This is a genomic window from Mesobacillus subterraneus (assembly GCF_000934845.1).
GTDB classification, from domain to species: Bacteria; Bacillota; Bacilli; order Bacillales; family Cytobacillaceae; genus Mesobacillus; species Mesobacillus stamsii.
On record NZ_JXIQ01000013.1, the window covers coordinates 39810 to 66106 of the forward strand.

Sequence of the window (26297 nt, forward strand, 5' to 3'; positions counted from 1 at the left end):
GAGGTGATATAAAGATGGAACAAGATCACGGACACCATGGGCATAATCAAATGGACCATGGTGCAAACCATGCCAACCATCAACAAACCACCCCTGCCGAAGCACTGAGAGTAGGCTGGGAGCTGAATCCGAAGGATATTCAGCCTAGACAGGAGACTGAAATTAAACTTTCCCTTAAAGACAGTCACGGAATTCCGGCCACAGCTTTTTCTGTTGTCCATGAAAAACAAATGCACTTATTGGCAATCAGCAAGGACCTTTCCACCTTTCTGCACCTCCATCCTGAGTATATTGGTGATGGAGAGTTTACAGTTAAGACAAAGTTTCCAAGTGCTGGTTCCTATAAACTCTTCGCAGATTTTATGCCCGAAGGCGGCACCCAGCAGTTAGCGACTTTCGAGCATAACGCAGAAGGGGCAGAGAATACACAAACTGTCACACCTGACGAAGTTTTAAAGAAAACGGTAAATGGCCTAGATTTCAAACTATCCTTCGACCGCTTGGCAGCGAATCAGCATCTTACCATGGCGTTTACGATAACAGATGCTGAACCTCAAGTTCCTGTAAAAGAACTGGAACCTTACCTTGGATCAGCTGGTCATGTCGTGATTGTCAGCAGTGACCTGGAGAAGTTCCTTCATGTCCATCCAACTGATGAAAAGACTACTGGACCTACGGTTACTTATATGACAACATTCCCAGAGCCAGGTATTTATAAAATTTGGGGACAGTTCAAGCACAAAGAGGAAATGCATACAGTCCCATTTGTAGTCGAAGTTCCATCTGAATAGCCTGATAATAGCACACTCTCCGTGTGCTATTATTCAATAAAGCTAATCCAACCAAAAGATAGGAGGTGTGGTCTTGAAACAACGAATTGAAACAAGCAAAATAATGGCAGCAGATACGAACAAAGCAAGGTTAAAGCTGATCATCATCCTTGCCATTCCTGCCGTGATTGAAAATTTCTTTCAAACTATACTCGGGTTTGTCGATACTTATTTTGTTTCACAAATTAGCCTGGCTGCAGTATCAGCAGTAGGAGTAACAAACGCCCTACTTGCAATTTATTTTGCCTTATTCATGGCAATTGGAATTGCGGCAAATGTAAGGATTGCAAATTTCATGGGAGCTGGCTTTCCAGAAAAAGCACGTCATATCTCTCAACAGTCCATCGTCCTTTCGATTGCTTTTGGTTTGCTCACAGGAATCATAACACTCTTTTTTGCTGAACCTTTACTAAGATTAATGGGGATTGAAGAAGAAGTATTAGAGCTCGGCGCGTTGTATTTTCGAATTGTTGGAATTCCGTCCGTATTTATGTCGCTCATGTTTGTCATGAGTGCGATCTTAAGAGGAGCCGGCAATACCAGGTCCCCGATGATTGTCAGTGTCGTAATCAACATCGTAAACGGAATTCTTGACTATCTATTGATATTCGGGTTTTTGTTCATTCCAGAAATGGGCATTATCGGTGCCGCAATCGCAACAGTCTTTTCCAGAATGGTTGGAAGCCTGTTCCTTGTTTACTATATAAACCGGGAAAAAGTTCTCAACTTCCGCAGGGATTACTGGAAACCCGATTTAACCCATCTGAAAGAACTCTCGACACTCGGTGCTCCTGCAGCTGGTGAAAGATTATTGATGCGTGCGGGTCAAATCGTTTATTTCGGATTTGTTGTGGCTTTGGGAACTAATTCATTCGCTGCCCATCAAATAGCAGGCAATGTTGAAGTTTTTTCTTATATGATCGGCTATGGATTCGCTACTGCTGCGACTATTCTCGTTGGTCAGCAGGTTGGAGCCGGAAGCTACGAAGAAGCAAAGACATATGCAAAACTATCCACTTATTTCGCTTTCATATCTATGACGGTTCTTGGAATTCTTTTATTTTTCCTTGGAGAATGGACAGGCAGTTTTTTCACTGAAGACCAGGCTGTTATCGGAGATATCGGTACAGCATTGAAAATTTCGGGAGTATTCCAGCCGCTGCTGGCAATCCTTCTTGTCATGACCGGGGCATTCCAGGGAGCAAACAATACAAAGTTTCCTATGTATTTGACCGCTGTTGGGATGTGGGCAGTCCGGACCGTTCTTGTGTATGTCCTCGCTATCATGCTCGACTGGGGTTTGGCAGGTGTTTGGATTGCCATTGGCATTGACATTGGTTTGAGAGCCATCGTTCTGTTGATTCAGTTCAGAAGGGACAAATGGATGGAAATCGAAAAAGCACCTGAACCAAGAGCGGAATGTGATCCACAGACAACAAAGGAAGATTTGCCAGCTTGTGCAAATAGTTATTAATCACTTACTTCAGTAACTGATTAAAGTAAGGAGATACATCAAAAAAATATTTTTAGAGGTGATTTTTTAATGAAACCGTATATGAAATTTGCCGGAATGGTTATTGTCTCTACAATTGTTATGTTTATCTTTAAATATCTCAGCACATTTAAGCTGGATCATGTTTTTTTCAGTGAAACCAGGGCTTATATGGCCCTTTTAATGGGGGCCACAATGGCTGTGATTATGTTGGCTTTTATGCGCAATATGTTAAAAAACCGCAAATTAAACATAGGAATTGCTGTTGGAAGCCTTGTCGTTTTCTTCGTTTCACTCTATTTATTGCGAAGCCAGGTCTTGGTTGATGATGTAGACTATATGGAAGCCATGATTCCCCACCATTCCATCGCCATTTTAACAAGTGAGCGGGCTCAGATAACAGACCCAAGAGTCCGGAGTTTAGCAGACAGCATTATTAAAGCCCAAAAGAAAGAGATTTCTGAAATGAAGAAATTAATAGATGACCTTGAAGATGAAGAATAGCATCAAAAAAAGCCTCCATGAGGCTTTTTTAATGCTTTCTTACAGCTGTCATTTATTTCTGCTTTCTATTGAGAATAATCCAAACGACCAAGAGAATACCCGCAATGATAAAAACCACCCAGATCAGCTGACTGAACCAAAAAACCATATGATTATACATCATTCCCCGTCCCATCATCATGCCCATATGTCCTGGAGGAAACCAGACCATCCGAACGACAAATACAAGGAGAAAAATTCCCATCAGTATGAAGAATGACAATATTATAGCCGGCAATAAACGTTTCATATGATCACCTTTATTCTACTTTATATCCCAATCCCCAGACTGTCTTGACGATGTTCTTGCCGATTCCGGCAGTTTTCAGCTTCTCACGGAGGTTCTTGATATGGGAATCGACAGTCCGGTCATCTCCCGTAAACTCGATGCCCCAAATCTTATCAACAAGCTGCTCCCTCGTCAGGACCGTGCCGCGATTTTCAATCAATGCATGCAGAAGATCGAACTCAGTGTGTGTCAGGGATAACATTACATCCTTATAAACGGCTTCCCTGGCAGTAAGATTGATAATAATTCCTTGATACTTCAGGATCTCATCCTCTGCTCCTTTACTCTTGGATCTTCTTAGCAGAGCCTTGACCCTCGCAAGCAGCTCCTCTGCCTCAAAAGGCTTCACCAGATAATCGTCTGCCCCACTGGACAACCCGGCCACCTTGTCTTTGACTGAGCTTTTAGCCGTAAGCATGATGACCGGAACATCGGATACCTTCCTGACATGTTGGATCGTTTGCCAGCCATCCACCAAAGGCATCATGATATCAAGGATGATTAGGTCAAAATCATTCCTTTTTACTTTTTCGAAAGCCTCCTGACCATTTTCGGCATTTTCGACTTGATAACTTTCCTGCCGCAGATATAGCCCGATCAGCTGTCTCATTTCAAATTCATCGTCTACTACCAATATTTTTTTCATCACTGTCTCCTATTGGTTTTTTAAGTATATAGTGAAAACCGATCCTTGGTTTTCCATGCTTTCGACTTGGATATCACCATCGTGAGCCTCGATGATTTGCTTTACCACATAAAGTCCGAGACCCGTTCCTCCCGTTTTCCTTGCTCTTGATTGGTCGACCCTGTAAAACCTCTCCCAAACAAGTGGAATTTCTTGTTGGGGTATGCCTATGCCTGTATCGCTTATCTCAATGATGACAAGACTTTTCTTTAGGAAAGAACGAATTGATACCCTGCCTTCGGTTGAATACTTGATTCCATTTTCAATCAGATTATAGAAAACCTGCTCCATTCTGTGAATATCCATATTTAAGTACGGAAGGTCACTTTCCAGATTCGTTGTAATTTCAAGCCCTTTTTTCTCTGCTGCCGGTCTAAGGCTTGAAGCCACTCTTTCAATGATTCTGTTTATGTCTGCCTGTTCTTTATTCAATTCGAATTGTCCTACCTGCAGCTTGCTCATTTCAAACAAATCATTGATCATAAAAGAAATACGCTGAGCTTCCTTATTGATGATGTCTAAATATTTGAGGTTCTCCTCTGGATCTTTCGCCATGCCTTTCATCAATACATCACTGTAGCCCCTGATATAAGTGAGTGGAGTACGGATTTCATGCGATACCGCAGAAAGGAACTGATTCCTGCTGTCTTCAAAATACTGAAGCTGCTCCCCGAGCGCCTGAATGGAGCTCCCTAACTTCGCAATCTCATCATCGCCTTTATAAAAAATTTCCTGCCTGTATTTCCCCTGTGACATGTTCATTGTGGCTTCCTCCATTTGCAAAAGAGGTTTTGTCAGCCTTCTCGACAGGAAGCCAATCAAACCAAATGCCAGAAGGAAGATGCCAATGCTTGCAGAAATGATGAGCACATTCATGGTGAACACAATGTCTCTTAGAATGGATGAAGGGTAATACATATAAATGTAGCCTTCACCATTTCCTATGGGAGATACAGATATAACATATTTATGCTGTCGCCAATCACCTACCGCAATTTTCCCTTCCTTAATCTTTGAAGCTGCATTTATATGCTCCAGCATTTCATTGTCTGGAACAGCAGACGATGCGATTATTTTTCCAGCAGGATCGGAAATCAAAACCTCTGTTGGCACTTCCTGTTCCATCATAACGACATGGTCAATCGTTGACTGTTTAAAATTCTTTTTCAGAATACTAGCGTGATTGTTTCCCCTCGCAACCAGCTCCTGCTCAATATAATCGACGAAAATATTTGTAAACATTCCGTACATCGTCAATCCAAAGATCAGCAGCAAGGCAATGAAGACGACGCTGAAAATCATCCCAATTTTAAAAGATACACTATTGAATCTGCTATACCATTTCATCGGATGCTCCCTGGTATTTATTCTATATCACTGCTATTTTTCCGGTCTTTTTAATCTATCATACACTATATTGATTAGCGTAAGTAAACTGCATTCCTGATATGGAAGCTTCCACTTTAAGAGTACTTGATAAATATGGAGATTTCATGGAGAGGAAAATTTTCACATAAAAATCCGCTCTGGAATAACACCAAGCGGATTCTTTATTTCTTTTTCAAGAAATCTACTAAGTAATGAACCGTTAAATATAGCGTAACCTTGTGATCATCCCTCCAGGAGATACTCCATTGTTCGTTTTGTGGAATGGCTTCGTTCCGTTTACCGGCCATATACCTGGATTACTAGCAACTAAATCAACATCAAACCTTTTTCCTGAAGGCAGATTAATTGTATCAAGATATTTCCCTTTTCTTTTAAACGCATCTTCTTCGATTATTTTAAAATCATGCCCATGAATATGCATTGTATGGGACATGTTGGCATTATTGATGAACCGTACCCTTACTTTCTCACCGTAGCGGACATCGAGTGGTGTTGTGTCCGGAAAGCTTTTTCCATTAATAGTGAAAAAATTAGGGTTACGATTCAAGTTCTTTGGCTTGAACACCTCTGACTCCAAAGAACTCAGCGCTGGCTGGTCAATTTCCCATTGCTGTATTAACAATACATAGTCCCGGTTAGGGATTTTTATCTCCTGTCTTGGCAATACGATCAATACACCCATTAAACCATTGCTTTCTTGCAACGGATTGGAGGAGTGATAAAAAAAGGAACCACTTTGCCATGCTACAAATTGATACAGGTGTGACTTTCCAGGATGGATAAAGGGAGTTGGTTCAATTTCCGGCATTCCATCTTGAACATTAGGCTTTGATAGTCCATGTACATGGAGCGCTGTTTTTTCTTCGAGTCTGTTTTCAACTTCAATATAGACTGTTTTCTCCCTCCACAACTACTAAAAGAGGGGCCGAGGTTGAATTGTTGTATCCAACACCATCAATGACAATGCCTGAAACAATCTCCCTTTTTATCGGCTCTGCCCTTAGCTTAAAATATCGGCCGCCAGATACTTCCTTATATTCAGCCTTTTTGACATCAGGCATTTCCAGCAAGTTCTCCCACATCTGCATTGGCCTGTCCTCCCCTGTCATGGTTTCTCTTCTATCTATATGTGACACGGAGAAGCAATATTAGTTGTTTTCCAGGCAATCATTAGTAAGAGTAAAGGTTGAGATTTAAGAGTGTACTTTTATTGAAAACTCGGTCTTGTCCGAATACGAAGCTTATACTTATGAAAGCACAAAAAACAAACTAAATCACCACAAAAGCGGTTCATATCCTGAACCGTTTTTCGCCTATTTATCTGGAGATAACACCAGTCTTCTCATGATTGAACTCATCAGACGTTTTTCGCCTACAACGGATAATCCGGCTGCTTTAATATTTTCCATCGTTTCACGGTTGATGTTTGCACCCCACATCCTTACTGTTATGGGGTTAAGCACATCCATAACCACCCCCGCCATCGGGTTTTCGCTTCTCATATGCTCGAGCATCAATATCTGTCCATCCGGTTTGCAAACCCTTCTTAACTCCTTCAACCCCTGTACCGGGTCGGGAACGGAACAAAAAACACAGGTAGAGACAATCGTGTCGAAGGTGTGGTCTGGAAAGGGAAGTTCCTGAATATCCGCCTCAATGAGTTCGATGTTATAAGGAGCGAGCCGGGATGCCTTTTGTTTAGCATACTTCAGCATTTCGCTGCTGAAATCCACTCCAGTCAAGGACTGAATGCTGTCTGGGTAGGAAGCGAGGTTCGCTCCTGTCCCAACCCCCGCTTCAAGTACTTTTCCGGAAGCAAGGTTTAACAAGTCACGCCTCCAGTCTTCCCTGATCATTTTGTCCATGCTGTCATAAACTTTCGAGACTCGGTTGTACCTTTTTTTTTTTCATTTAGATTTTGATCCAACAGAAGCCATCCTTTCTGATGAGTAATCTGCTTTTTGGTATGTGCCCATTTTACGGCAACTTCTGCAGAAATGTTGTAGCTAACCTCTTCCTTTTATAGGGGATGTGAAAAACTAAGCAAGCCGCCAAATAGTCAGCAGGTTTTTAGTGTAAGGTTTTCGAAGTCATTTCCGCCATTCCTTAATCGCCTTGGCTACAGTTCTGTAACTTGATGTGCTATGGAAACATCTCAAGTCCTTTTGGCCGGACTTAACACAGGAATATAAACGTCGTTATCCTTAACAAACCCTTCAAAAATATCCAATGGCCTTGGCGGCGGTCCTCCAATATTTATTCCATTTTTGTTATATTCTCCTCCATGACAAGGACAGTAGAATTGAATTCCTTCCTTTACTTTCTTTTCTTCCGCTTCACCTGCGATGCAACCGAGATGTGTACATACTGGAGACATAATTAACAATTCATCTTCCTTCGTTTTGTTCACATTAACAAAACCGTCCAGATTTTGTTCTGTCCAACCATCCTGGACTGTTACTTTATAAGAAACTTTCTTTGGAAAGGGCCCTTCTCCAATTCGTTTAAAGGACCAAGATTTACCATAGAACTGGTGTCAATATTACTTTCCTCTTTACTGCAGGCACTTAAACCTGCCGGCAGAAAGGAAAGGGCCAACATCCCTGCTGTCCCTTTTAAAGACTTCCCCAAAAACTTCCGGCGATTCAACATGTAGCTTCATCTCCATGTTTTTGATCAAACACTACCAAATAATTCCGCAAAAATTATGAATGTGAAATTTGCATTGATGTCGTCTTTAAGTACGCAGAATGCATCCCTGATAAAAGGAGTGTAAATCTATCGTTTCACTGATTCATCTCAAATTGTGCAGAAATATATGAACTTTTCACTAACATATTTACAGCCTCATTTACTGCACTATAGTCTTCTTTTATGGAGTGTTTGTCATTTATGAGAGAATTTTGGAGATCGTTTGCGACAATGTAAGCTAATGCTCTATCTGTGGCACTTCGAATAGAGGACAATTGGTTCACAACATCAGCACATGCTTTTTCTGATTCCATCATTTTACCAACCCCGCTGATTTGGCCCTCAATTCTCTTAAGGCGGTTTACTGTTTCTTTGCTATAGAACATGCCGTCCCCTCCTTTTGTAATTTAAATATCATTCTAAACAAAAGGTATGGAGATTTTGTCGAGACTAAGGAATTTTTCACTGAAGAGTATGGGTAAAGTTTAAAAAGAAAAAAGCGGCTCCGTGCCGCTTAAGACAATATATTTCCGTACTTGGCGCTTCTATTTAAAAGGTACCCTCCACATGTGAGACGGTGAGGAGAGGCTCTAAGACGACCCACCGAGAAGTGCTATTACTGCTCTAATTTTTGTTTTAAACGATCGTACTCTTCTTCTGAAATTTCACCTCTCGCAAGTCTTTCTTTCAATGTCCCAAGTGAGTTGTTGCCGTCAGTGTTGGTTGAACTGTGATTTGACTTATTCTTAAAAAACACTATGGCTACAGCTATAACCACCACGACTATAATGACCAGCAGTATTCCCATTATTCCTGGACCAAAAAATCCTGTTCCCATCCCATTACCGGGCCCGCCACCATTCATCATAAACTACACTCCTTTCCTGATCTACTCTATTTATTCCCGTGCGGGTATTAAGTTAAGAATTGAAGGGTGTTATGGAAAGACGTGCACTTTCTTATGTAAAAAGGTTCACCTCAGAATGTTAGTCTCCAAGATGAAGAACCCCATAACACTAGGTACTATGGGGTTCCAGAATTTTATAATGTTAACAGGAGTAACCTACTCCTGTTTAGATGGAAGTTGTCATCCGCCTTCAACACAAGTTGCCGAGGAACTTCCTAGAAAATTATTTAATTCCTTAAGTAGTGTATTAAGACGATTGCCATCAACCACTTTTTCTAAAGGTACTGCTGAAATTGATATGTTATACTTCTGGAAGACAACCACGGAGTTTTCCCAAATCTCAATAATTGACTTTGATGACATATTTGGTTGTATTACCATACTAGTATTCTCCTTTTAAAAACGTTACCTTAACTATATCATTTATTCCTTATAGTCCAAATTGTTAAATAAGAATGTTTAAAACGCAAGGTTTCATACACCTTGCGTTTTCATATGCATATACTGCTAAGTAATGCTGTTTGCTCTGTTGCCATGCCCCTGGTGGCTTATAAGCAACTTATTTGGGCATGGGGATAGTTCCTTCTTCAATAATTCAATCGCGTCTCCAAGCTAGCATTTATAAGATTCAAATGTAGATGTTGAAAGTGCTCTTACCTTTGGACCGTTTTATCTTTATACCCCATTGCCGATAACCCTTTATACCTTCTAAACCAGAATAGAAAAAGAGCTATGCCAATTAAAGCCAGTGACATGATCTGGGCTATCCTAAAACCATCCGTCAACATTAGACTGTCTGTTCTTAGTCCCTCCACAAAGAATCTGCCTGCAGAATAACAGATGAGATAAGTAAGAAAAACTTCCCCTCGTTTGACTCCAAGCTTTCTGACTCCAAGGAGGATAATGAATCCTGCGAGATTCCATAATGATTCATAAAGGAAGGTTGGATGATAGTAATTTCCATCTATATACATTTGATTAATAATCCAGTCTGGAAGCATTAGATTTTCAAGGAATACTCTTGTCACCTCTGTGCCGTGCGCTTCCTGATTCATGAAGTTTCCCCAGCGGCCTATCGCCTGGCCAAGTATAATGCTTGGAGCAGCAATGTCTGCGAGCTGCCAGAAGGAAATCCCTTTTTTTCGCGCATAGACAATGGCTGTTGCCACTGCTCCGATCAATCCCCCATGAATGGCGATGCCACCTTCCCAAATCGCGATAATTTGTCCCGGATTGTCCAAATAATATTCCAGTTTGAACAAAACGTAATAAAGTCTCGCACTAAGAATCGAGATAGGAATAGCCCAGAGCAACAAATCCGAAAACACATCCTGTTGCAAACCACGTCTGGTCGCTTCTCTTGTAGCAATTATCCACCCGAGGAACATTCCAAATCCAATAATAATACCGTACCAATAAATAGTGATAGGCCCTAATTCCAGGGCTATTCGATTAATTGGTTCAAAGTTCTCCACATACTTCACCTCATTCAAGTCGTATATCCATCATCATACAGAGGAATTTTGAATTTTATATGAAGACGCCGTAATAATTTTGTATAGTATCTCCTCGACGTCTTCGGGTTCGGTCCTTTATAAATGAAGAAACGGCTGTATGCAGACCGTTTCTTCTAGGGGGGTTAAAAAGTAACCATCTTCATATTAAAGGATATTTGTGCATTTTATAAGGATGATCATCTTAAAAAAATAGCCATTCATATCGTTAAACTCATCTAAACCCCTATAAATCATGTTTTTTTACTTGTGCAACGTTTTTTCCTGATATTTGTCAATGCTGGGACATTTACCGTTTCTTTTATTAAATGAATCTGCTCAATCCTTAATTTCTGCACTTTTTTAAAAATTGTCTTTAAACAAGACCTATCCCTTCCAGTCAATAATCCAGGAGTGATTTCCAAGTCGTATTGGCTAATAAGGATGGGATTCAATACCGAATCCAGCCGGATGAACTCGGATCCCAGTTTGCATGCAGGAAGATGGATTACAAGGAGTATTTGTATTTGCAAAAGAAGGGAAGCAGACGGCCGATAGGCCTCACACTAGCGATGACCTCTGGCTTTGGACGGAAGGGCGAGGATTCATTACGTCTCTTTTATAATAATATGAAAGTAAAACCCAAACCCTTAAAATAAGCTGCCGAATAGGCAGCCAGATTTTAGAATTAGGTTTTTGAAATCCTTTCATATTCACTCTGGGATATTTCTCCTTTAACGTAACGAAGCTTCAATGCTTCAGCTGGAGATTCCTTTTGAAATGAATCCTGTGTCTGCCTTTTGAAAGAAAACATTAGGTCAACGACCAGCTTCCTTGCCAGCTTGACCAGTTTGAATAAATCGCCTGTCCTCAACAGGTAATAGAAGACGATCGCAATTAAAACAAGATTTATCACTTCATTTCACCCCAATCATGATTGGATGGTTCTCAAGATTTGCTGGAACTCTTCAAAGGTGATTTCCCCTCTGGCGTATCTCAGCTTTACCATTTCTTCTGCTTCGATTGCCTGTGTATTCCCTGGCTTTGGATTGATGGCTGCCCGGTTTTTGAAAAGAAGGTAAGCTCCAACCGCAATCAGCCCAAGGAAAATTAGTGTCGAGAAATTGAAATACGGCATCATTCCAAACTGGCTGTAGCCAGAAGGACCGTTAAATCCGTATCCATTTACAAAAGAACCCATATGTCCGCCCATCATGTTCATCTGCTCCTTTCAACCATATTAAAATTAAATGAGATTTTTCAGTTTCATGTATTCTTCTTCAGAAAGTTTCCCTGCGGCATACCTCAGGTCAATGATCTTTCTTGCTTGATCATCTCCAGTATCCTGAGGATCCGTTTTCCCAAAGAATTTTTGCAAATCGCCTGTCTTATACAGATAAAAACCGATTGCCAGGATCAATAGTGCAAACATCGTTCCATTCCTCCCTCAAATTTTTAATTGGAGGCCGGATCAACCGGCCTGTATGTTTATAGTGCTGTATTTCCCATGCCCTCGAATTTCCTGCTGTTGGCCGCTCCATCTGTCCCATGCATGCCTTTATACATTTCTTCCAGATCCTGATTGCTCAAATCGGGGTGCATTTCCTGCATATATGGCTTCATTTGCCCAAAGTTGATATTCTGTTCATCCATGAATTTTTGCATATCCTCAAAATTCCCGGACTCCATCATTTGGTTCATTTCATTGAGGTCGACACCCTGACTCTCCATGTACTTCTGCATGTTTTCAAAATTGCCCTCATCCATGACGCTGGACATATTGCTAAAATTAATTCCTTGCTGCTTCATATAATCGAAAGGCCCTGCAGGGTTTTCTTTCGCTGATGCCATGTATAGCCCCGTTCCTCCCGTTGCGATCAGGGCAGCTGCCAATGCTCCAGTAATGATTGTTTTTTTCATCATTATAAAACACTCCTTATTTACGTTTTTTATAGTAGATTTTCCTTGATTTGTTCAAACTCCTCGACAGTGATTTCACCCCGTGCCAGTCTGGCCTTTGCCACCTCAAGTGCTTCATTGCTCCCTGACTGGCGGGGTTGCGTTTGGCTGTTCCCTCTGTTCTGGTTCTGGTTGAAAGCAAGATACAGCAGGTAACCGATTGCCAGGATTATGATGAGCATCATCAGTGATCCACCTCCCATCCCAAAGCCTCCAAAGTAACCTGGTCCCATCATCATTTCCTTCTCCTTTCCATTTCTTTATACTTTCATTCTCTATCAAAAAGATGTAGAAAGTATGGAGGTTACGCGATTATTTTAAGAGTGTTTCCTTCATTTTCTGGTACTCTTCCACGCCGATTTCCCCTTTTGCTAGCCTCATTTTCAATTGTTCCATCGCTTCACTGGAATCAGAACGATTTGGCTGATCCGGTCCCTTTTTGTTTTTCAACAGCAAGTAGATCAAGAAGCCAACCAGCAGCAAACCGATAAACCAGCCAATCGGCCCGCAGCCAGCAGCCGCAAAACTAGGTCCCATCATCGGAATCCCTCCTTTCGTGATGTTGTGTGTGCCTCTATGCTTTAACTATAAAATCGAATCATGGAGAAAATATGTAGGAAAATAAAAAAGCAGGGGCATCCTGATCCTGAGTTTCAAAATTTTTGTGTGCATTATAATTCGGTCTACATACTTTTTGCATATTTACAAGGTAGAATTATAAAATACCCCCCACCGGTTAAAAACACAATTTGATAAGGAGGTACTGCATTAATGGATAAATACGATAAATACAATAGAAGAAAATTTCTCTCTTATTCCTTAAAGGGAGCCGCAGGATTAGCAGCTATTTCTCTTGTTCCTGTTGGAGTAAGTAAATTTTTAAATAACAACGGCGGAATGATGAATGAAACTGATAATAATGAAATTCCATTCAGCGGGGGCACTCCTTTACCTATTCCTCCGCTGCTTAAAAATACCAGTTCGATTCCAAATAAAGCTGAGTTCCAGCTTTCAGCTCAAATCGCTAAAAAAGAATTCATTGAGGGGAAAGAGACAGACACTTATGGTTACAATGGAAATTATCTCGGTCCTGTCATTAGAGTCAGAAAAGGTGATGAGGTTTCTATAAAAGTTAAAAACAACCTAAAGGAAGAGACAACAGTCCACTGGCACGGGCTTGAAGTAGACGGGGAAAATGATGGCGGTCCTCACTCCCGGATTATGCCAGGTGAAACCTGGAATCCAAAGTTTACGATTAATCAGCCTGCATCAACCTTATGGTTTCATCCGCACTTGATCCACAAAACTGGAGAGCAGGTGTATAAAGGACTCGCAGGTTTATTCTATGTAGATGATGATGTCTCAGATAACTTGAACCTCCCTAATGAGTACGGCGTGAACGACATTCCACTTGTGATCCAGGATAAGAAGCTTGATGCAAATGGCAGGTTTGAATACAAACTGGGAATGCATGACGTCATGATGGGCCTCCAGGGGGGCACGATTCTTGTCAACGGTGCAGTTAACCCTTATCTTGAGGTACCTAAAGGCAAAATGCGCTTTCGCTTGTTGAACGGTTCAAACGCCAGAATTTATGAGTTGCTTTTCAGCAATAACCAGAGTTTTTATCAAATAGCGAGCGATGGCGGATTACTTGAACAGCCTGTCGGGATGACAAAATTGGTGATCAGCCCAGGAGAAAGAGCGGAAATCATAGTTGATTTCTCTGAATTTAAAGATGGCGATACTGTTGAACTAACAAACCAAGGTACCGAATTCATGAAATTCATGGTAACTGATAAAAAACAAAAAGACTTTATTATCCCAAACCAACTAGCAAAAATTGTAAAAATAGATCCATCAAAAGCTTTAAAAACAAGGGAATTCATTTTCCAAGGAATGGGAATAAATGTAAATATAAATGGTAAACAAATGGATATGGATCGAATAGATGAGTACATGGATATCAATACAACAGAAATCTGGGAAATCTCCAATGAGAGCACTGGGATGATGGGAGGAATGGCTCACCCATTCCATGCTCACGGGATCCAATTCCAAATTCTGGACCGTGACGGCAGCCAGCCTCCAGCAAATGAATCCGGCTGGAAGGATACGCTCCTTGTCTATCCAGGGGAGAAGGTCAGGGCGATTGCTACTTTCAAGTATCCCGGAATTTTCATGTACCACTGTCATATTCTTGAACATGAAGACGCCGGCATGATGGGACAATATAAAGTGGAATAAACACCGATTTGAAAAAGATCATATTTTACTCTTTATAAATATTTTCTGGAAATAAACTTGTCTTTCCACTTTATCAAATAACATCAGATAATTAAATTTTTCACTTAAAACTTTGGGTGAAAATTTAGATGATAGTAATACATTAAAAGGAGTTGGGTTATCCCCAACTCCTTTTATTTGCTATCCTATAGATTGCTGTCCTTTTTTCTTCATAGTCAACAAAGTAAAGCCAATTATTTCAAATAAAACACAAACCAAAATAGTTACATTCAGGTTTTAAAAAAATCATTTTACTTAATGAGCACCAGTCATCAGCGTAATATAGGTAATAAATACAAAAAATACCCCAAAAAGGACTGACAATAGTACAGAATCTTTTTTAGTAAAACTAAATATCATAAAAACTACAACAATAACCGATAAAAATCCACCAACTATAAAGAAAGAATCTACGTTCAATTTAACTACTGTATCGGGTAAAAATGGATGAAACCACTCATACAATGGAGAGTAACCTTCTGTTTGTATCATTGTTTTAATGTCGTGCGGTGGAGATTGAATTCCCAGGGTTCCAGTCACAATAAATATCAATGATATAAATATACTTTCTGCTTTCATCCATTTAATCGTTGAGGGATAGGGATGTTCTAATTGTTTTTTTCTCATCGATATTCCATTTATAAACGCAAAAGCTACTAAAGGAATTATTAGTATATGTTTAACTAATAAAGCCTGCCCATATGGCAACATCCAAGAAGAGACATAATCTTTAGGTTCTACAACTAACTTCATGGTCATGAAACCACTTAGAATGATTAAAACTAGAGAAAGAATAGCTGTTGGTGTGAACCAAGACAAAAACTTACTCCAATTACGCAAGTCTTTAGAGAAGAAAGAAACAATCAATAATATCCCTGTCCAAACCGTTATACCAAGAAAATGTATTGTGTGAGAGGTCAAGCCATACCAAAACGATAAACTGGCCGCATGACTTGAATAACCAACAGCGATTACCATCAAAAGAACGAGAAAAGCTTGAAAATACTTGGGTTTCTTATATAAAACCATGAAATATAAAAGAAGTCCTACCCATGAAGTAAACATCCAAGCTTTCCCTACTTCAAAATTATATAAAACTGATTTTAACGTTTGCCAAAAACCTAATGCTTCAATAAAATAAAAAACTACTTGAACTAGTGGTCCTACTGAAGCAAAAATGATTCCCAGTATCGAAAGAAAATATACTGACCTTGGAATATCAATCGTTGGTTTATAATTTCCGGGAATGAGCTGTAAAATGATAGCTCCCACTAAAATAGAGAAGGATACATATAAAACAGTTTCAGATACTATTAGGTAATAGGTCATTTTTTATCCTTTCTGAATAGAAAGAATGCCATAATTAGTATTGTTAAGGAGGCTAATGGCAAAAACCACTTTTTAATGGTTGAACTTCCTATTTGATTTACTTGTTCATTTCGAGACAAATTGTTATCATTCTTTTTCTGCTCTAAAGCGGGCTGTTCTGGGTCCTCAGTTTGTTTCTCGGTTTCAACTACTTTGTTAGAAGATTCATTTTGATATTGATTGGGCACTTGAACAGTAAAAGAAATGGTTCCCTCCAATGGATGGCCATCTTCTCCGACTATTTTCCAAATAGCCTTATACTGCCCGTTGCTTAATGGCTTATCTAATTGTCCTATTAATTTATCTTCTTCAATCGTAATATTTTTCACTTCAATTGTCTGGTTATTATATGTTAGAAAGAGTTCACCAATTGTTTCGATTTTTGTTTCAAAGGTGATATCTATCATATCAATAGGTTCCTTTACAATTTCTGCTTCTGAAGGTTTTGATTCTTTTATATAAGAATGGGCGAAGGCCACGATTTTTGAATCGATGCTTAGTAGGATCAAAATTATTAACATAAAGATTTTTTTCAACAATGAATACCTCCTGTTTAACTAAAACTTCCTATTATGACATACTATGTATCTTCATTTCAGTGATAAGTGAAATGAAAGGCCATCTTTGCGATCTCAAATTAAATATAAATAAACTACTCATGAAGAAGCCCACATTCACCATTCCAAATGTGGGCAAGATACACAAATTAAACTTTCCTTAATACGATTTTTTGGTACATACCATTAAATAATATATCTTTTTTCTCTATTAATTTTACATTCTCAGACTCAGACAAGATGGCATTAAAGGATATACCAATATCTGTTCCCAATATTCTAATCAATGGCCGAATAAAACGTTTCGATAGTGGAAGGTCCCTGGTGCTGTCAGCAAATTTATCAAAAACAACAATCTGTCCACCACTTTTCGTAACTCGGACCATTTCATCAAAGGCTTTTTTGCCATCGGGAACGACAGTCAATATTAAGCTGCCAATGACATAATCAAATGTATTGTCTGGCAAGTTCATGCTTTGGGCATCCATTTGTATAAAATCAATTTTTTCGCCTTCGTACTTCTTTCTTGCTTGATTCAGCATGTCTTCTGAAAAGTCTATAGCTGTTACCTTGAGGCTGTTATAAGGGACGTGATTGATATCCGCCCCTGTACCAACCCCAACGAAAAGCACGGAATCTCCTGCTTTAAACTCTATATCTTGAAATACTCGTTTTCTTGCTTCTAAAAATAGTCCTGAATTAAAAAAGTAATCGTAGATGGGGGACCAAATTTTATAGATGAATCGATTCCAATTATTATTCATCTGATAACCCCGTTCATTAAATTATTCTTTTACCCTCAAAAGTCGTAATCCGTTTAAAGTGACAATAAGAGTAGCTCCCATATCAGCAAATATAGCGATCCATAAGGTAAGCCATCCTGGTATCACTAGCATAAGAGCAATTAGCTTGATTGCCAGGGAGAATGTAATGTTTTGCTTGATGATCGTTAATGCTTTTCTGCTGAGCTTGATAGTAAACGGCAGTTTCTTGAGATCATCGCCCATTAAAGCAATGTCTGCAGTTTCCAGAGCCGTATCAGTCCCTGCTCCTCCCATGGCGATTCCTACAGTGGCAGAAGCTAGAGCAGGTGCATCGTTGACCCCATCTCCAACCATGGCCACTTTACCATGTTCATCACGCAGTTTCTTGATAAATGCCAGTTTATCCTGTGGAAGAAGTTCCGCTTCGATATCAGACACTCCGACTAATTTACCAATTGCATTTCCAGTCCCTTTATTGTCACCTGTCAGCATGATGGTCTTCTTTATACCAAGCTCATGCAATCTGGCAATAGTGGAAAGGCTGCTTTCCCTAACTTCATCAGCTACTGCAATCAAGGCTGATAAACCATCAGTGGTACCCACAACCATTACTGTTTTTCCTTGAAGCTGTAAATCATTAATTTTTTTGCTTTCAGGTGAAATACTGTGATCTAACAACTCTTCAAATAACTTTGGATTTCCAATAAAGTAAGTTAATCCGTTTATTGTTCCTTTTATCCCTTTTCCCGTAATCGATGAAAAATCCTCTACAACTACGTCCTTGAAAGAAATTTCTTTTTCCTCTGCTTTTTTTATTATCGCTGATGCAAGAGGATGCTGAGAATTATATTCTAATGCAGCTATGATACTCAGCAGCTCACTTTCTTTCTGCTCATTATCAAGCATTACATAATCAGTAACTGCAGGTACGCCTTTTGTTAAAGTACCTGTTTTATCAAATGCGATGGCGTTCAGCGCCCCCGCTTCCTCAAGGTAAACTCCGCCTTTGATTAATACTCCATTCCTCGCTGCATTTCCTATTGCAGTTACAATTGCAACCGGTGTTGAAATGACAAGTGCACAAGGACAACCTACAACAAGAACAGCAAGACCTTGATAAATCCATTCGCTCCAGTCTGCTTGGAACAGAAGCGGCGGGATTATGGCCACAAGTGCAGCAATCACAATAATGGCCGGTGTATAATACTTTGCAAACTTATCGACAAAAGCCTGGGAAGGTGCTCTCTCTGCTTGGGCTTCCTCTACCAGATGGATGATTTTCGCAATTGTTGTATCATCGACCCTTTTTGTTACTTTTACTTCCAGTAAGCCTTCTGTATTCAATGTACCTGCGAAAACATCATCATCCACTGATTTTTCCAGCGGTACGGATTCTCCAGTAATTGCTGCCTGGTTAACGGATGAATATCCTTTAACCACAGTTCCGTCCATAGCAATTTTTTGACCTGGCTTTACGATCATGATATCACCGATTTGAATATCATCTACTTTAATCAATAGTTCCTGACCATTACGACGGATGAGTGCTTCTTTTGGCGCGATATCCATTAATGAACGAATCGAAGCCCGAGCCTTATCCATGGAATATTTCTCAAGCGCTTCAGAGATTGCAAATAAGATAACAACTACTGCACCCTCGCTCCATTCGCCGATAAAGCCAGCACCGATGATGGCAATCGTCATGAGAGTTCTCATGTCAAACTCTAATCGGAATAAATTTTTAAAACCTGTTTTAAATAAAGAAAATCCTCCAATTAAGATGGCTGCCAGAAAAGCAGCAATCGTTGGCAGACTCTCTTCACCATTAATGGATTGAGAGACATAACCTAAAACCACAAACAGTAATGAAGCCAAAACCGTGGAATATTCCTTCCAGAATGGTTCTTTTTTCTGTGGTTTCATCTCACCTTTTTCTGAATAAAGCTTTAAATTTTCAAAGGCTCCTGCCTTTTCCAGCTCTTCAATAGTGGTGTTTCCAAAAACCGTTATTTTTGAAGCACCGAAGTTTACATTTGCATCATAAACACCATCCAGGTGTTTAACGTTCTTTTCGAACTTAGTGGCGCAGCCAGCTCAGGTGAATCCTTGGATGCGATAAACGTGCTTCTCAGTATTTTGATTTTGTTCTAAAGCCTCAGTCAAGGCTGCTCAACTCCTTTTGATGTTCAAATGCAATACTAATCAATTGTTTTACATGTTCATCCGTAAGAGAATAAAAAACCAATTTCCCTTCCTTCCTATACTTAGCCAAACCCATATTTTTAAGTAAACGCAAGTGATGTGAAGCAGTTGCAGTTGAAGACCCTACAATATGGCCAACATCACATACACAAAGCTCATCCTCCAAATATAGAGAGTAGGCTATTTTCATTCTGGTATCATCGGATAACGCCTTAAAAATCTTGGCCACATCTTTTGTCACTTCAGGATTAAGTATTGCTTTAACACGATTAACCCTTTCTTGATCCACACACGCCACTTGACATACATCGACCTCTTTCATAAATCCACCTCCATCAAACCATATTCAAATACTTGTTTGAATATATTATATTCAAAAATATGTTTGAGTGTCAAAGTTTATCTCATTTCTTTAGTATCTATATTACTAATCATTTATTTCCTTCATCAAAGGGAGATTTGATTATGTTATACTTTTAATTAGTCCTATATTTAAAGCATAAAATAGAAAGTGTGGTAATAATAAATTGAAAAAATTCATTATACCAATGATTATTGGCTCTATTATCGTTTCCGGTTGTGCCTCAAGTAATAATGAACAGTCCAATGAAGGACATAGTGACAGTCATAGTTCCCCAACTCAGCCGTCATTAAAATATGAACTAGGTAGCAACAATTGGTCTTCTGTCACTTCTTTAACGAACGATCCAAATATTTTAGAAGCATATCAATTCGCAGTAGAACATCCAGAAGTTCTAAATTATATGCCATGTTACTGTGGCTGTTACGAAGAAGATGGTCATACATCTAACACGAATTGTTTTGTAGATTCAGTAAAAGGTGATGTGGCAAACTTAGATACCATGGGCTTTGGCTGACAAGTCTGCGTAGACATCGCCCGTGAGGCGAAATCAGAGTTTGAAAAAGGAACAGACCTCAGAACGATTAGGGAAAATATAGACAACAAATACAAAGGTGGAGGCATAGAACCTACGCCAACCCCATTACCAAAAGCATAATACTGAAAAACAAAGAAGGCGTTAATCTACTTGGATTAACGCCACTTTACTAATATATTGACGATATTTTTACTTTGTAAAGCGATGAATTTAATTATGGCAGTACTTTCTCTATAAACCATATATTTCCTTCCTTTTCTCTCACAATAGATTTAATTCCTTAATTCCCCAGTACTGTTTTCAATAAAATTTTATATATTAAATACCTGCATAGTGTTTAGTTAAATACCTTTGTAATAATCGGAGTAGTTGGCCTATTTAATTTATTTTATATATAGGAACAACATAGTTATTGGAAATGTTAACTACTTATTAATCTAATGGAATAGTAATCTGAACCTTCGTCCATTTCCCATACACACTATCGATTTCTAAAGTTCCTTGATACATATCCAGTAACCTTTTTGCAATTGATAGTCCTAGCCCATTTCCACCATGTTTTCTGCTTCTTGCTTTATCCACACGATAAAAGCGATTGATCACAAAAGGCAATTCCTCTTCTGGGATACCTTCCCCATAATCTTTTACCTCAATCTTCAATTGCCTGTCTGTATGCCTTACATTAATCTGTATGATCTTTTCATCTGTTGAATATTTAGTAGCATTGTCTAATATAATGATCATGATTTGTTCTAGGTGGCTCTTTAGTATTTTGATAGTAAAATCGGTGTCAACATCTATAGTGGAGGATATTTTAAAATCATCATTTATTGTTTGGAAGTTTTCAACTATATCTTCCATAACTTCCTTCATTTTGACTTCTTCCAATGAGTTCATGTTTGTGGTAGATTCTTCTGCTCTTGAGAGAGTCAACAATTCCGAAACCAGGTGAATAAGTCTGTTGGTTTCCTTTAAACTTAAATCAATTGAGCGTTCTAACACTTTTGGATTATTTTTCCCCCAACGATTGATCAGCGATAAATTTCCATGTATGATGGACAAGGGTGTTTTTAATTCGTGGGAGGCATCTTCTACAAATTGTTGCTGCTGCTGAAATGACTTTTCTAAGTTATCCATTAATTCATTAAACATAATCCCTAACTCTGTCATTTCATCTCGTTGCTTGTTAATTTGAACCCTTTCTTTCAGACCATTCTCTTTTATTCTCCTCAGAGTTCTTATCATTGAATTAATCGGCTTTAGCAGTTGAAAGGAAATAAGTCTGCCGCCGATTAAACTAAGGAGAATAGCAACCACTCCTGCTACGATGACCAACATAAATATTTGATTTATCAAGCTATCAAAGTTCTCTAAATTACGGATGATTTCTACTGTTCCTTTAAAGCCATTTACTTCGATTGGCTTCCTAAGGATCAACAAACGATCTCCTTCTGGTGAAAAGTCCACCAGTTCCTCTTTTGTTACATTTTTCGGAGATACCCACCCTTGTGGTACCTCGTCTGATATCGTAAATAGCGGAGAATTGTTTTCCCTCACAATCCTTATCAATTGGTATTTTTCATTCAGAATGTCTAAATAGTGTTCACTTTCCGAAATATTCCCTTTAAAATTTGAATCCTGAATGTAGGCTGTTACTTCTTCCATCTTTTTTTGGATGGTTTGTTTTTCTTGGTTAACTACCCAGTTCTGAATGACAAAATACTGCAAAATATTATAAGAAAAAAATAAAAATAGCATTAAAAGGGCAGCCCATAAAGTTAATTTCCATTTAAGATTGATGCTTTTTGGAATAAAGTCTTTTACGTTTCTCATTCTCTCATCACATACCCCATCCCTCTCATCGTTTGAATATAACTTTCTTTATCAACAGAATCCAGTTTATTTCTAAGGTGTCTTACATAAACATCAACGACATTTGTTTCAATTTCCGCATAATAACCCCATATTTTTTCCAGTAGAACCTCCCTTGTTAAGACACGATTAATATTTTTCATGAACATGAACAATAAGTCATATTCCTTTTTCGTTAATTCGATCAATCGTTCGCCTTTTTTTAATAATCTTGATTCAATATTTAATTCTAAATCTTTAAATGATAAAAGCATGCTAGGCAAATCATTTCGTTTTTCTTCTCTTCTCATGATGACTCTAATTCTCGCCAGTAATTCTTCAATCGCAAATGGTTTTGGGATATAATCATCAGCGCCGCTATCGAGCCCCAATACCCGGTCCATTACGCTGTCCCTTGCCGTTATCATAATAATCGGAATATCCTTGACTGCCTTTAATCTTCGGCAAACCTCGATACCGTTTAACTTTGGCAGCATTAAATCTAAAAGAATCACATCCCAATTTCTTTCTAATGCTAGTTCAAGCCCTTCTCTCCCATCAAAAGCAGCACTTACATTGTATCCTTCATGCGTTAACTCAAGTACTATAAATTCCGATAATGCTTCTTCATCTTCAATCACTAAAATATCCAAATTCGTGACCTCCAAATGTTACTTTATCTATTTTGTACTACTTTCATAATTTGATTAAAATGACACTATTATTTTAAATCAAAAAGAAAAGTTATGATACAAAATACATATAATTCAAATTAGTGCACTCATAGGAAAGACCAAAAGCGCAAGCGCCTTGGTCAGCCCCGACAAGCGCTGGAGAGCGGACCGAAGCGACTCGAGGGGCTAGGCGCTGGAGCTGGATTATGACATCCACAGTAGTTATCCTCACCTAATTAATTTTATAATTTCCTATAAAGTGAATAAGCCCTACTTGCACAAGCAAGCAGGACCTATATTCATTTACGGAATTACTCTTCTTCACTGTCACTTTCGGAATCATTTTCATCATCCACATCAACCTTTAAGACCTTACCTGTTTTGGCGTCTACTTTTACATCATGTGTTTTTCCTTGGTCGTCTGTTATTTCAACACCATACACAACAGTTCCGTCTTCATCTTCAAGTTCAGTATCCGTTACTTGGCCTTTTACTTCTTTTAATGCAATAGTTGTACTTTCTTCAGCCGTAATTTTCGCTTTCTTTTCTAATTGTTGTTGTTCTTGTTGATCGGAAACTTCACCATCTTTATCTTCTTTTTCTTCCTTCTCTCCTTTTTCATTTTCTTCATCATCATCAGCCTCTACTTTTAGGACCTTACCTGTTTTGGCGTCCACTTTTACATCCTGTTGCTTTCCTTGATCATCAGTAACTTCTACGCCATAAACAACTGTTCCGTCTTCATCTTCAAGTTCAGTGCCAGCTGCTTTTCCTGCAACTTCTTTTAGTGCGGCTGAAATGGCTTCTTCCTTAGTGATGGTTGCTTCTTTCGCCAATTGCTGCTGCTCCTGTTGATCTGTTACCTCTGCCTTTTTACTATCATTGCTTGATGCAAATGCGGAAGAGTTTAATAGAGAACCTGCTACTCCTCCTCCTACAATCGCAGCTGCCAATGCTGGTACGATAAGTTTTTTCTTCATTTTTTCTTCCTCCTCATATTAATGAACTGTGGTACATCCTTATCTTAAGCCTCTACCATGAAGTAAGTCTGAATTGAATTTAAAATTAAAATAACCTTTAGGTGAAAAAATTTTCATTTTATTATGTGAGTGCCTTTATCTTCATTACTTGATTGATCATTATGTCTAATTCTTGACTGACATACAAGGCCTCTTTACTTCTTAACCCATATTTCAAGACTACATTATTTAACTCTTGTTGCTTTTCTGCCATCAATTTTTCAATCTCCTGTTTTAGTAAAAACAAGTCTTTTTCCAGCACCATATTTTATTCCTTAAGCAATTCTCTTCTTTCTATTTTTTATAAAATTCAACACCACCAAAAACAAGATTATAAGCGGTGTTGCTATTGAAACAACTTGTATAGTCGTCGGATCAATTTTTGTGTTACCCATAATTACGATAGGGATTCCATTACTTGAATAGATATCTAAACTATCAGCACTTGCAGCCGTTACGTATAGATAATAATTGCTGGTATACACAAAACGGATGGGCAGTGAAACTTCCTTTGTTTCACCGGGTCCTAATTCTTTAACCTGTTCAGGTTTATCTGCACTATAGTCTTCTAGATTAACCGTCCATTTTTTGCCCATATCCGTCATTGTGATATATACGACTAAATCTTTTATAGATTGGTTGGTATGGTTTGTAACTTGTGCTTTAACTGTTGTTTCTTTCCCAGGATAATCCTTAACCTGATTAGGAGAGATTACTTTAACCTCAACATTAGGCTGTTCCATGGCAAATGCACTTTGCCCAGTTATGACAAATCCCAGAAGTATCGCCAGAATGATACCTGCCTTTTTCACCAAATTACTCCCCTCCTAAAAAGTCCATTTTTTTACTTGCATAGAATAAGCAAATGATCGATATACCCAAGAAACACAAAACAGGTACACTATCCATAAAGATCGAGAAGAAACTTAATTTATTTACTAACCAATCCTTTAACGTCAGCATACTTGCTGAAACCGGACTCAATGAATCAACTAAATGTGCAAATCCTGACTTTTTCATTGTTGTTGATAAAAACATTGGAATGGCGGTCACCAAGAACAAGACAATCGACATAAGCGTTGCATTTTTACTTGACGATATCCATGTAGAAAATGCTAATGACAGCAATGAAAAACTAATAACCAGCGGCAATCCGATCAGATATAAATAGGATAAAATCGTAGGCAGCATATTCGTTCCATATGTCAAAGAATAGAAATACGGGATCGATATAACCGAGATGATCAACCAAAAAACCAAAATCCCTACTACCTTGGAAAGGATTATTTTCACCTTTGATAAGGGGGTTAATAACAGACTTTCTAACGTTCCTTGCTCCCTTTCACCAGAAACCATTGTTGACCCTAATATGATGGATACTAAAATACTGATGCCAATTAACGCTTTCATGAAAGTCATATTAACTTCGACTTGAGCAAGCAAAATTAGTTCCTTCACAGAGATAAAACTATAAGTCAAACCACTGAATAGAATGGAAACGGCAAAGAAAATCCATACGCCTTTTCGGGAAAAGACATGTTCCCTTATTTCTTTTTTTATTAAGCTGGACATTAAATGCTCCCCCCCACTTCATCAGCTGTTAAACTGAAGAATATATCCTCTAATGTAGGATTCTCATTCTTTAAGACTAGACGATAGCCTTTTATTAATTCGTCTAAATACCCTTCTTCAAGCAGTTTTCCTTGTTTTACAATGGCTACACGATTACAAATTTCTGAGATCTCTTTTAATAAATGCGATGTAATGAAAACAGTAACATTTTGTTCTTGATTCAATCTTGTAATAATCGACTGTATATCCTTTTGCCCTTGTGGGTCCAAACCTAATGTAGGCTCATCAAGAAAGATTATAGAGGGCTCATGTACAATCGTTTTCGCAATACCGATTCTTTGCTTCATCCCTCGTGAATATTGTCCAATCAGAATATCTGCTTTCCCGGCCATTCCTACCCATTCAAGGACCTCTTCGACCCTCGACTTGACCCTTTTCTTGTCAACGCCATAAAGTTCAGCAAATAATTTTAAATACTCTCTGCCAGTCATCCAATTATAGTAACCATGTGACTCTGGCAATACCCCAATTAATTTGCTTACTGATGCATTTTCACTTTTTACCTCTTTGCCTTCAATGGTTACGGAACCGTCACTAGGTTCTATTAACCCATTTAACATTCTGATGGTCGTCGTTTTCCCTGCCCCATTCGGACCTAAAAACCCGTAAATATCCCCTTTATTTACTTGAAGATTCAAAGAATCAACAGCCACAAAACCGTTGTCATATTGTTTTGTTAAGTTTGTTGCCTTAATCATTTCAACCCCCCCTTAATACCCACTTTTTAAATACAGATTTAATATAAAGAATGACTATGAATCTCTCCC

The 26297-nt window shown here is 38.8% G+C and carries 34 protein-coding genes; 6 read left to right on the plus strand and 28 right to left on the minus strand.

Annotation, left to right across the window (positions count from 1 at the left end; all coding sequences use genetic code 11):
* Positions 1 to 14 precede the first annotated feature (14 nt).
* The 4 genes from UB32_RS01565 to UB32_RS01580 all read left to right on the plus strand — a co-directional run bounded on the left by UB32_RS01565 (position 15) and on the right by UB32_RS01580 (position 3085).
* On the plus strand, positions 15 to 791 hold the full coding sequence (locus tag UB32_RS01565) for a hypothetical protein (RefSeq protein WP_052806915.1): 777 nt from the start codon (positions 15 to 17) through the stop codon (positions 789 to 791).
* Between the two features lie 103 nt (positions 792 to 894).
* Positions 895 to 2304 carry an MATE family efflux transporter gene (locus tag UB32_RS01570; protein WP_044390698.1) on the plus strand — a complete coding sequence of 470 codons (1410 nt, stop codon included), beginning with the start codon at positions 895 to 897 and terminating at the stop codon, positions 2302 to 2304.
* Between the two features lie 69 nt (positions 2305 to 2373).
* Positions 2374 to 2826, plus strand: a complete 453-nt coding sequence (locus UB32_RS01575; protein WP_044390645.1) for a DUF305 domain-containing protein — start codon at positions 2374 to 2376, stop codon at positions 2824 to 2826.
* Positions 2827 to 2857: 31 nt separating this feature from the next.
* On the plus strand, positions 2858 to 3085 hold the full coding sequence (locus tag UB32_RS01580; protein ID WP_128721471.1) for a hypothetical protein: 228 nt from the start codon (positions 2858 to 2860) through the stop codon (positions 3083 to 3085).
* 40 nt (positions 3086 to 3125) lie between these two features.
* On the opposite strand, the gene UB32_RS01585 is transcribed toward UB32_RS01580, so the two are convergent.
* From UB32_RS01585 to UB32_RS01665, 16 genes are all read right to left on the minus strand, one after another.
* On the minus strand, positions 3126 to 3800 hold the full coding sequence (locus tag UB32_RS01585) for a response regulator transcription factor (protein ID WP_044390647.1): 675 nt from the start codon (positions 3798 to 3800) through the stop codon (positions 3126 to 3128).
* A gap of 9 nt (positions 3801 to 3809) precedes the next feature.
* Positions 3810 to 5186, minus strand: a complete 1377-nt coding sequence (locus UB32_RS01590) for a sensor histidine kinase (protein WP_044390649.1) — start codon at positions 5184 to 5186, stop codon at positions 3810 to 3812.
* 241 nt (positions 5187 to 5427) lie between these two features.
* Positions 5428 to 6138, minus strand: a complete 711-nt coding sequence (locus UB32_RS01595; RefSeq protein ID WP_044390650.1) for a multicopper oxidase domain-containing protein — start codon at positions 6136 to 6138, stop codon at positions 5428 to 5430.
* The gene (locus UB32_RS01600) at positions 6110 to 6316 is read right to left on the minus strand and encodes a hypothetical protein (RefSeq protein ID WP_044390651.1); all 207 of its coding nucleotides are present in this window, start codon (positions 6314 to 6316) and stop codon (positions 6110 to 6112) included. The genes UB32_RS01595 and UB32_RS01600 overlap by 29 nt, the downstream gene beginning before the upstream one ends.
* 225 nt (positions 6317 to 6541) lie before the next feature.
* Positions 6542 to 7093, minus strand: coding sequence for a class I SAM-dependent methyltransferase (locus UB32_RS01605; protein WP_241768400.1), 552 nt, complete (start codon positions 7091 to 7093; stop codon positions 6542 to 6544).
* A gap of 290 nt (positions 7094 to 7383) precedes the next feature.
* Positions 7384 to 7638 carry a ubiquinol-cytochrome c reductase iron-sulfur subunit gene (locus UB32_RS20345; RefSeq protein WP_241768401.1) on the minus strand — a complete coding sequence of 85 codons (255 nt, stop codon included), beginning with the start codon at positions 7636 to 7638 and terminating at the stop codon, positions 7384 to 7386.
* Between the two features lie 376 nt (positions 7639 to 8014).
* Complete coding sequence (locus tag UB32_RS01615) at positions 8015 to 8305, minus strand: metal-sensing transcriptional repressor (protein WP_044390652.1); 291 nt, start codon at positions 8303 to 8305, stop codon at positions 8015 to 8017.
* A gap of 230 nt (positions 8306 to 8535) precedes the next feature.
* On the minus strand, positions 8536 to 8787 hold the full coding sequence (locus UB32_RS01620; protein WP_044390654.1) for an SHOCT domain-containing protein: 252 nt from the start codon (positions 8785 to 8787) through the stop codon (positions 8536 to 8538).
* A 219-nt stretch (positions 8788 to 9006) separates the two neighbouring features.
* Positions 9007 to 9207 carry a hypothetical protein gene (locus tag UB32_RS01625; protein ID WP_044390655.1) on the minus strand — a complete coding sequence of 67 codons (201 nt, stop codon included), beginning with the start codon at positions 9205 to 9207 and terminating at the stop codon, positions 9007 to 9009.
* Between the two features lie 272 nt (positions 9208 to 9479).
* Complete coding sequence (gene lgt / locus UB32_RS01630) at positions 9480 to 10301, minus strand: prolipoprotein diacylglyceryl transferase (protein WP_044390656.1); 822 nt, start codon at positions 10299 to 10301, stop codon at positions 9480 to 9482.
* A 706-nt stretch (positions 10302 to 11007) separates the two neighbouring features.
* Positions 11008 to 11235: a hypothetical protein gene (locus UB32_RS01640; protein WP_044390658.1), complete on the minus strand. Its 228-nt coding sequence runs from the start codon at positions 11233 to 11235 to the stop codon at positions 11008 to 11010.
* 15 nt (positions 11236 to 11250) lie between these two features.
* Complete coding sequence (locus UB32_RS01645) at positions 11251 to 11535, minus strand: SHOCT domain-containing protein (protein WP_044390659.1); 285 nt, start codon at positions 11533 to 11535, stop codon at positions 11251 to 11253.
* Positions 11536 to 11565: 30 nt separating this feature from the next.
* Positions 11566 to 11751, minus strand: coding sequence for a hypothetical protein (locus UB32_RS01650; protein WP_044390661.1), 186 nt, complete (start codon positions 11749 to 11751; stop codon positions 11566 to 11568).
* A 56-nt stretch (positions 11752 to 11807) separates the two neighbouring features.
* Positions 11808 to 12242 (minus strand): hypothetical protein, encoded by a 435-nt coding sequence (locus tag UB32_RS01655; RefSeq protein ID WP_052806917.1) that lies wholly within the window; start codon positions 12240 to 12242, stop codon positions 11808 to 11810.
* A gap of 26 nt (positions 12243 to 12268) precedes the next feature.
* The gene (locus tag UB32_RS01660; protein ID WP_241768402.1) at positions 12269 to 12517 is read right to left on the minus strand and encodes an SHOCT domain-containing protein; all 249 of its coding nucleotides are present in this window, start codon (positions 12515 to 12517) and stop codon (positions 12269 to 12271) included.
* 73 nt (positions 12518 to 12590) lie between these two features.
* A complete protein-coding gene (locus UB32_RS01665) occupies positions 12591 to 12818 on the minus strand; it encodes an SHOCT domain-containing protein (RefSeq protein WP_044390664.1) in 228 nt (75 codons plus the stop codon).
* Between the two features lie 231 nt (positions 12819 to 13049).
* Here UB32_RS01665 and UB32_RS01670 point away from each other — a divergent pair, with 231 nt between their 5' ends.
* The gene (locus UB32_RS01670) at positions 13050 to 14525 is read left to right on the plus strand and encodes a multicopper oxidase family protein (RefSeq protein WP_052806918.1); all 1476 of its coding nucleotides are present in this window, start codon (positions 13050 to 13052) and stop codon (positions 14523 to 14525) included.
* Between the two features lie 294 nt (positions 14526 to 14819).
* Here UB32_RS01670 and UB32_RS01675 read toward each other — a convergent pair whose 3' ends face one another.
* The 5 genes from UB32_RS01675 to UB32_RS01695 all read right to left on the minus strand — a co-directional run bounded on the left by UB32_RS01675 (position 14820) and on the right by UB32_RS01695 (position 19777).
* Positions 14820 to 15893, minus strand: a complete 1074-nt coding sequence (locus tag UB32_RS01675; RefSeq protein WP_044390665.1) for a copper resistance D family protein — start codon at positions 15891 to 15893, stop codon at positions 14820 to 14822.
* Positions 15890 to 16471, minus strand: a complete 582-nt coding sequence (locus UB32_RS01680; RefSeq protein ID WP_044390666.1) for a copper resistance CopC family protein — start codon at positions 16469 to 16471, stop codon at positions 15890 to 15892. The genes UB32_RS01675 and UB32_RS01680 overlap by 4 nt, the downstream gene beginning before the upstream one ends.
* A gap of 167 nt (positions 16472 to 16638) precedes the next feature.
* Complete coding sequence (locus UB32_RS01685; RefSeq protein WP_044390669.1) at positions 16639 to 17253, minus strand: class I SAM-dependent methyltransferase; 615 nt, start codon at positions 17251 to 17253, stop codon at positions 16639 to 16641.
* A gap of 21 nt (positions 17254 to 17274) precedes the next feature.
* Positions 17275 to 19416 carry a heavy metal translocating P-type ATPase gene (locus UB32_RS01690; RefSeq protein ID WP_084221680.1) on the minus strand — a complete coding sequence of 714 codons (2142 nt, stop codon included), beginning with the start codon at positions 19414 to 19416 and terminating at the stop codon, positions 17275 to 17277.
* A complete protein-coding gene (locus UB32_RS01695) occupies positions 19409 to 19777 on the minus strand; it encodes an ArsR/SmtB family transcription factor (protein WP_044390671.1) in 369 nt (122 codons plus the stop codon). The genes UB32_RS01690 and UB32_RS01695 overlap by 8 nt, the downstream gene beginning before the upstream one ends.
* Positions 19778 to 19982: 205 nt before the next feature.
* On the opposite strand from UB32_RS01695, the gene UB32_RS19215 reads away from it, so the two are divergent.
* Entirely contained in the window at positions 19983 to 20474 is a 492-nt protein-coding gene (locus UB32_RS19215; protein ID WP_347230902.1) for a PCYCGC motif-containing (lipo)protein, read from the plus strand.
* Between the two features lie 312 nt (positions 20475 to 20786).
* On the opposite strand, the gene UB32_RS01700 is transcribed toward UB32_RS19215, so the two are convergent.
* The 7 genes from UB32_RS01700 to UB32_RS01730 form a co-directional block, all read right to left on the minus strand.
* Positions 20787 to 22187, minus strand: a complete 1401-nt coding sequence (locus UB32_RS01700) for a HAMP domain-containing sensor histidine kinase (protein ID WP_044390673.1) — start codon at positions 22185 to 22187, stop codon at positions 20787 to 20789.
* Entirely contained in the window at positions 22184 to 22858 is a 675-nt protein-coding gene (locus tag UB32_RS01705) for a response regulator transcription factor (RefSeq protein WP_044390675.1), read from the minus strand. The genes UB32_RS01700 and UB32_RS01705 overlap by 4 nt, the downstream gene beginning before the upstream one ends.
* 332 nt (positions 22859 to 23190) lie before the next feature.
* On the minus strand, positions 23191 to 23859 hold the full coding sequence (locus tag UB32_RS01710; protein WP_044390676.1) for a PepSY domain-containing protein: 669 nt from the start codon (positions 23857 to 23859) through the stop codon (positions 23191 to 23193).
* Between the two features lie 121 nt (positions 23860 to 23980).
* Positions 23981 to 24112 carry an aspartyl-phosphate phosphatase Spo0E family protein gene (locus tag UB32_RS01715; RefSeq protein WP_241768403.1) on the minus strand — a complete coding sequence of 44 codons (132 nt, stop codon included), beginning with the start codon at positions 24110 to 24112 and terminating at the stop codon, positions 23981 to 23983.
* A 61-nt stretch (positions 24113 to 24173) separates the two neighbouring features.
* On the minus strand, positions 24174 to 24713 hold the full coding sequence (locus tag UB32_RS01720; RefSeq protein ID WP_044390679.1) for a hypothetical protein: 540 nt from the start codon (positions 24711 to 24713) through the stop codon (positions 24174 to 24176).
* A 1-nt stretch (position 24714) separates the two neighbouring features.
* Positions 24715 to 25470 (minus strand): ABC transporter permease, encoded by a 756-nt coding sequence (locus UB32_RS01725; RefSeq protein ID WP_044390682.1) that lies wholly within the window; start codon positions 25468 to 25470, stop codon positions 24715 to 24717.
* Positions 25470 to 26228, minus strand: a complete 759-nt coding sequence (locus UB32_RS01730) for an ABC transporter ATP-binding protein (RefSeq protein ID WP_052806919.1) — start codon at positions 26226 to 26228, stop codon at positions 25470 to 25472. The genes UB32_RS01725 and UB32_RS01730 overlap by 1 nt, the downstream gene beginning before the upstream one ends.
* Positions 26229 to 26297: the final 69 nt, after the last annotated feature.

Coding starts and splice junctions, on each gene's coding strand:
- UB32_RS01565 (WP_052806915.1), top strand. CDS start 15: ATGGAACAAGATCACGGACACCATGGGCATAATCAAATGGACCATGGT.
- UB32_RS01570 (WP_044390698.1), top strand. CDS start 895: ATGGCAGCAGATACGAACAAAGCAAGGTTAAAGCTGATCATCATCCTT.
- UB32_RS01575 (WP_044390645.1), top strand. CDS start 2,374: ATGAAACCGTATATGAAATTTGCCGGAATGGTTATTGTCTCTACAATT.
- UB32_RS01580 (WP_128721471.1), top strand. CDS start 2,858: ATGCTTTCTTACAGCTGTCATTTATTTCTGCTTTCTATTGAGAATAAT.
- UB32_RS01585 (WP_044390647.1), bottom strand. CDS start 3,800: ATGAAAAAAATATTGGTAGTAGACGATGAATTTGAAATGAGACAGCTG.
- UB32_RS01590 (WP_044390649.1), bottom strand. CDS start 5,186: ATGAAATGGTATAGCAGATTCAATAGTGTATCTTTTAAAATTGGGATG.
- UB32_RS01600 (WP_044390651.1), bottom strand. CDS start 6,316: ATGCAGATGTGGGAGAACTTGCTGGAAATGCCTGATGTCAAAAAGGCT.
- UB32_RS01605 (WP_241768400.1), bottom strand. CDS start 7,093: ATGGACAAAATGATCAGGGAAGACTGGAGGCGTGACTTGTTAAACCTT.
- UB32_RS01615 (WP_044390652.1), bottom strand. CDS start 8,305: ATGTTCTATAGCAAAGAAACAGTAAACCGCCTTAAGAGAATTGAGGGC.
- UB32_RS01620 (WP_044390654.1), bottom strand. CDS start 8,787: ATGATGAATGGTGGCGGGCCCGGTAATGGGATGGGAACAGGATTTTTT.
- UB32_RS01625 (WP_044390655.1), bottom strand. CDS start 9,207: ATGGTAATACAACCAAATATGTCATCAAAGTCAATTATTGAGATTTGG.
- UB32_RS01645 (WP_044390659.1), bottom strand. CDS start 11,535: ATGATGGGCGGACATATGGGTTCTTTTGTAAATGGATACGGATTTAAC.
- UB32_RS01650 (WP_044390661.1), bottom strand. CDS start 11,751: ATGTTTGCACTATTGATCCTGGCAATCGGTTTTTATCTGTATAAGACA.
- UB32_RS01655 (WP_052806917.1), bottom strand. CDS start 12,242: ATGATGAAAAAAACAATCATTACTGGAGCATTGGCAGCTGCCCTGATC.
- UB32_RS01660 (WP_241768402.1), bottom strand. CDS start 12,517: ATGATGATGGGACCAGGTTACTTTGGAGGCTTTGGGATGGGAGGTGGA.
- UB32_RS01665 (WP_044390664.1), bottom strand. CDS start 12,818: ATGATGGGACCTAGTTTTGCGGCTGCTGGCTGCGGGCCGATTGGCTGG.
- UB32_RS01670 (WP_052806918.1), top strand. CDS start 13,050: ATGGATAAATACGATAAATACAATAGAAGAAAATTTCTCTCTTATTCC.
- UB32_RS01675 (WP_044390665.1), bottom strand. CDS start 15,893: ATGACCTATTACCTAATAGTATCTGAAACTGTTTTATATGTATCCTTC.
- UB32_RS01685 (WP_044390669.1), bottom strand. CDS start 17,253: ATGAATAATAATTGGAATCGATTCATCTATAAAATTTGGTCCCCCATC.
- UB32_RS01695 (WP_044390671.1), bottom strand. CDS start 19,777: ATGAAAGAGGTCGATGTATGTCAAGTGGCGTGTGTGGATCAAGAAAGG.
- UB32_RS01700 (WP_044390673.1), bottom strand. CDS start 22,187: ATGAGAAACGTAAAAGACTTTATTCCAAAAAGCATCAATCTTAAATGG.
- UB32_RS01710 (WP_044390676.1), bottom strand. CDS start 23,859: ATGAAGAAAAAACTTATCGTACCAGCATTGGCAGCTGCGATTGTAGGA.
- UB32_RS01715 (WP_241768403.1), bottom strand. CDS start 24,112: ATGGCAGAAAAGCAACAAGAGTTAAATAATGTAGTCTTGAAATATGGG.
- UB32_RS01725 (WP_044390682.1), bottom strand. CDS start 25,470: ATGTCCAGCTTAATAAAAAAAGAAATAAGGGAACATGTCTTTTCCCGA.
- UB32_RS01730 (WP_052806919.1), bottom strand. CDS start 26,228: ATGATTAAGGCAACAAACTTAACAAAACAATATGACAACGGTTTTGTG.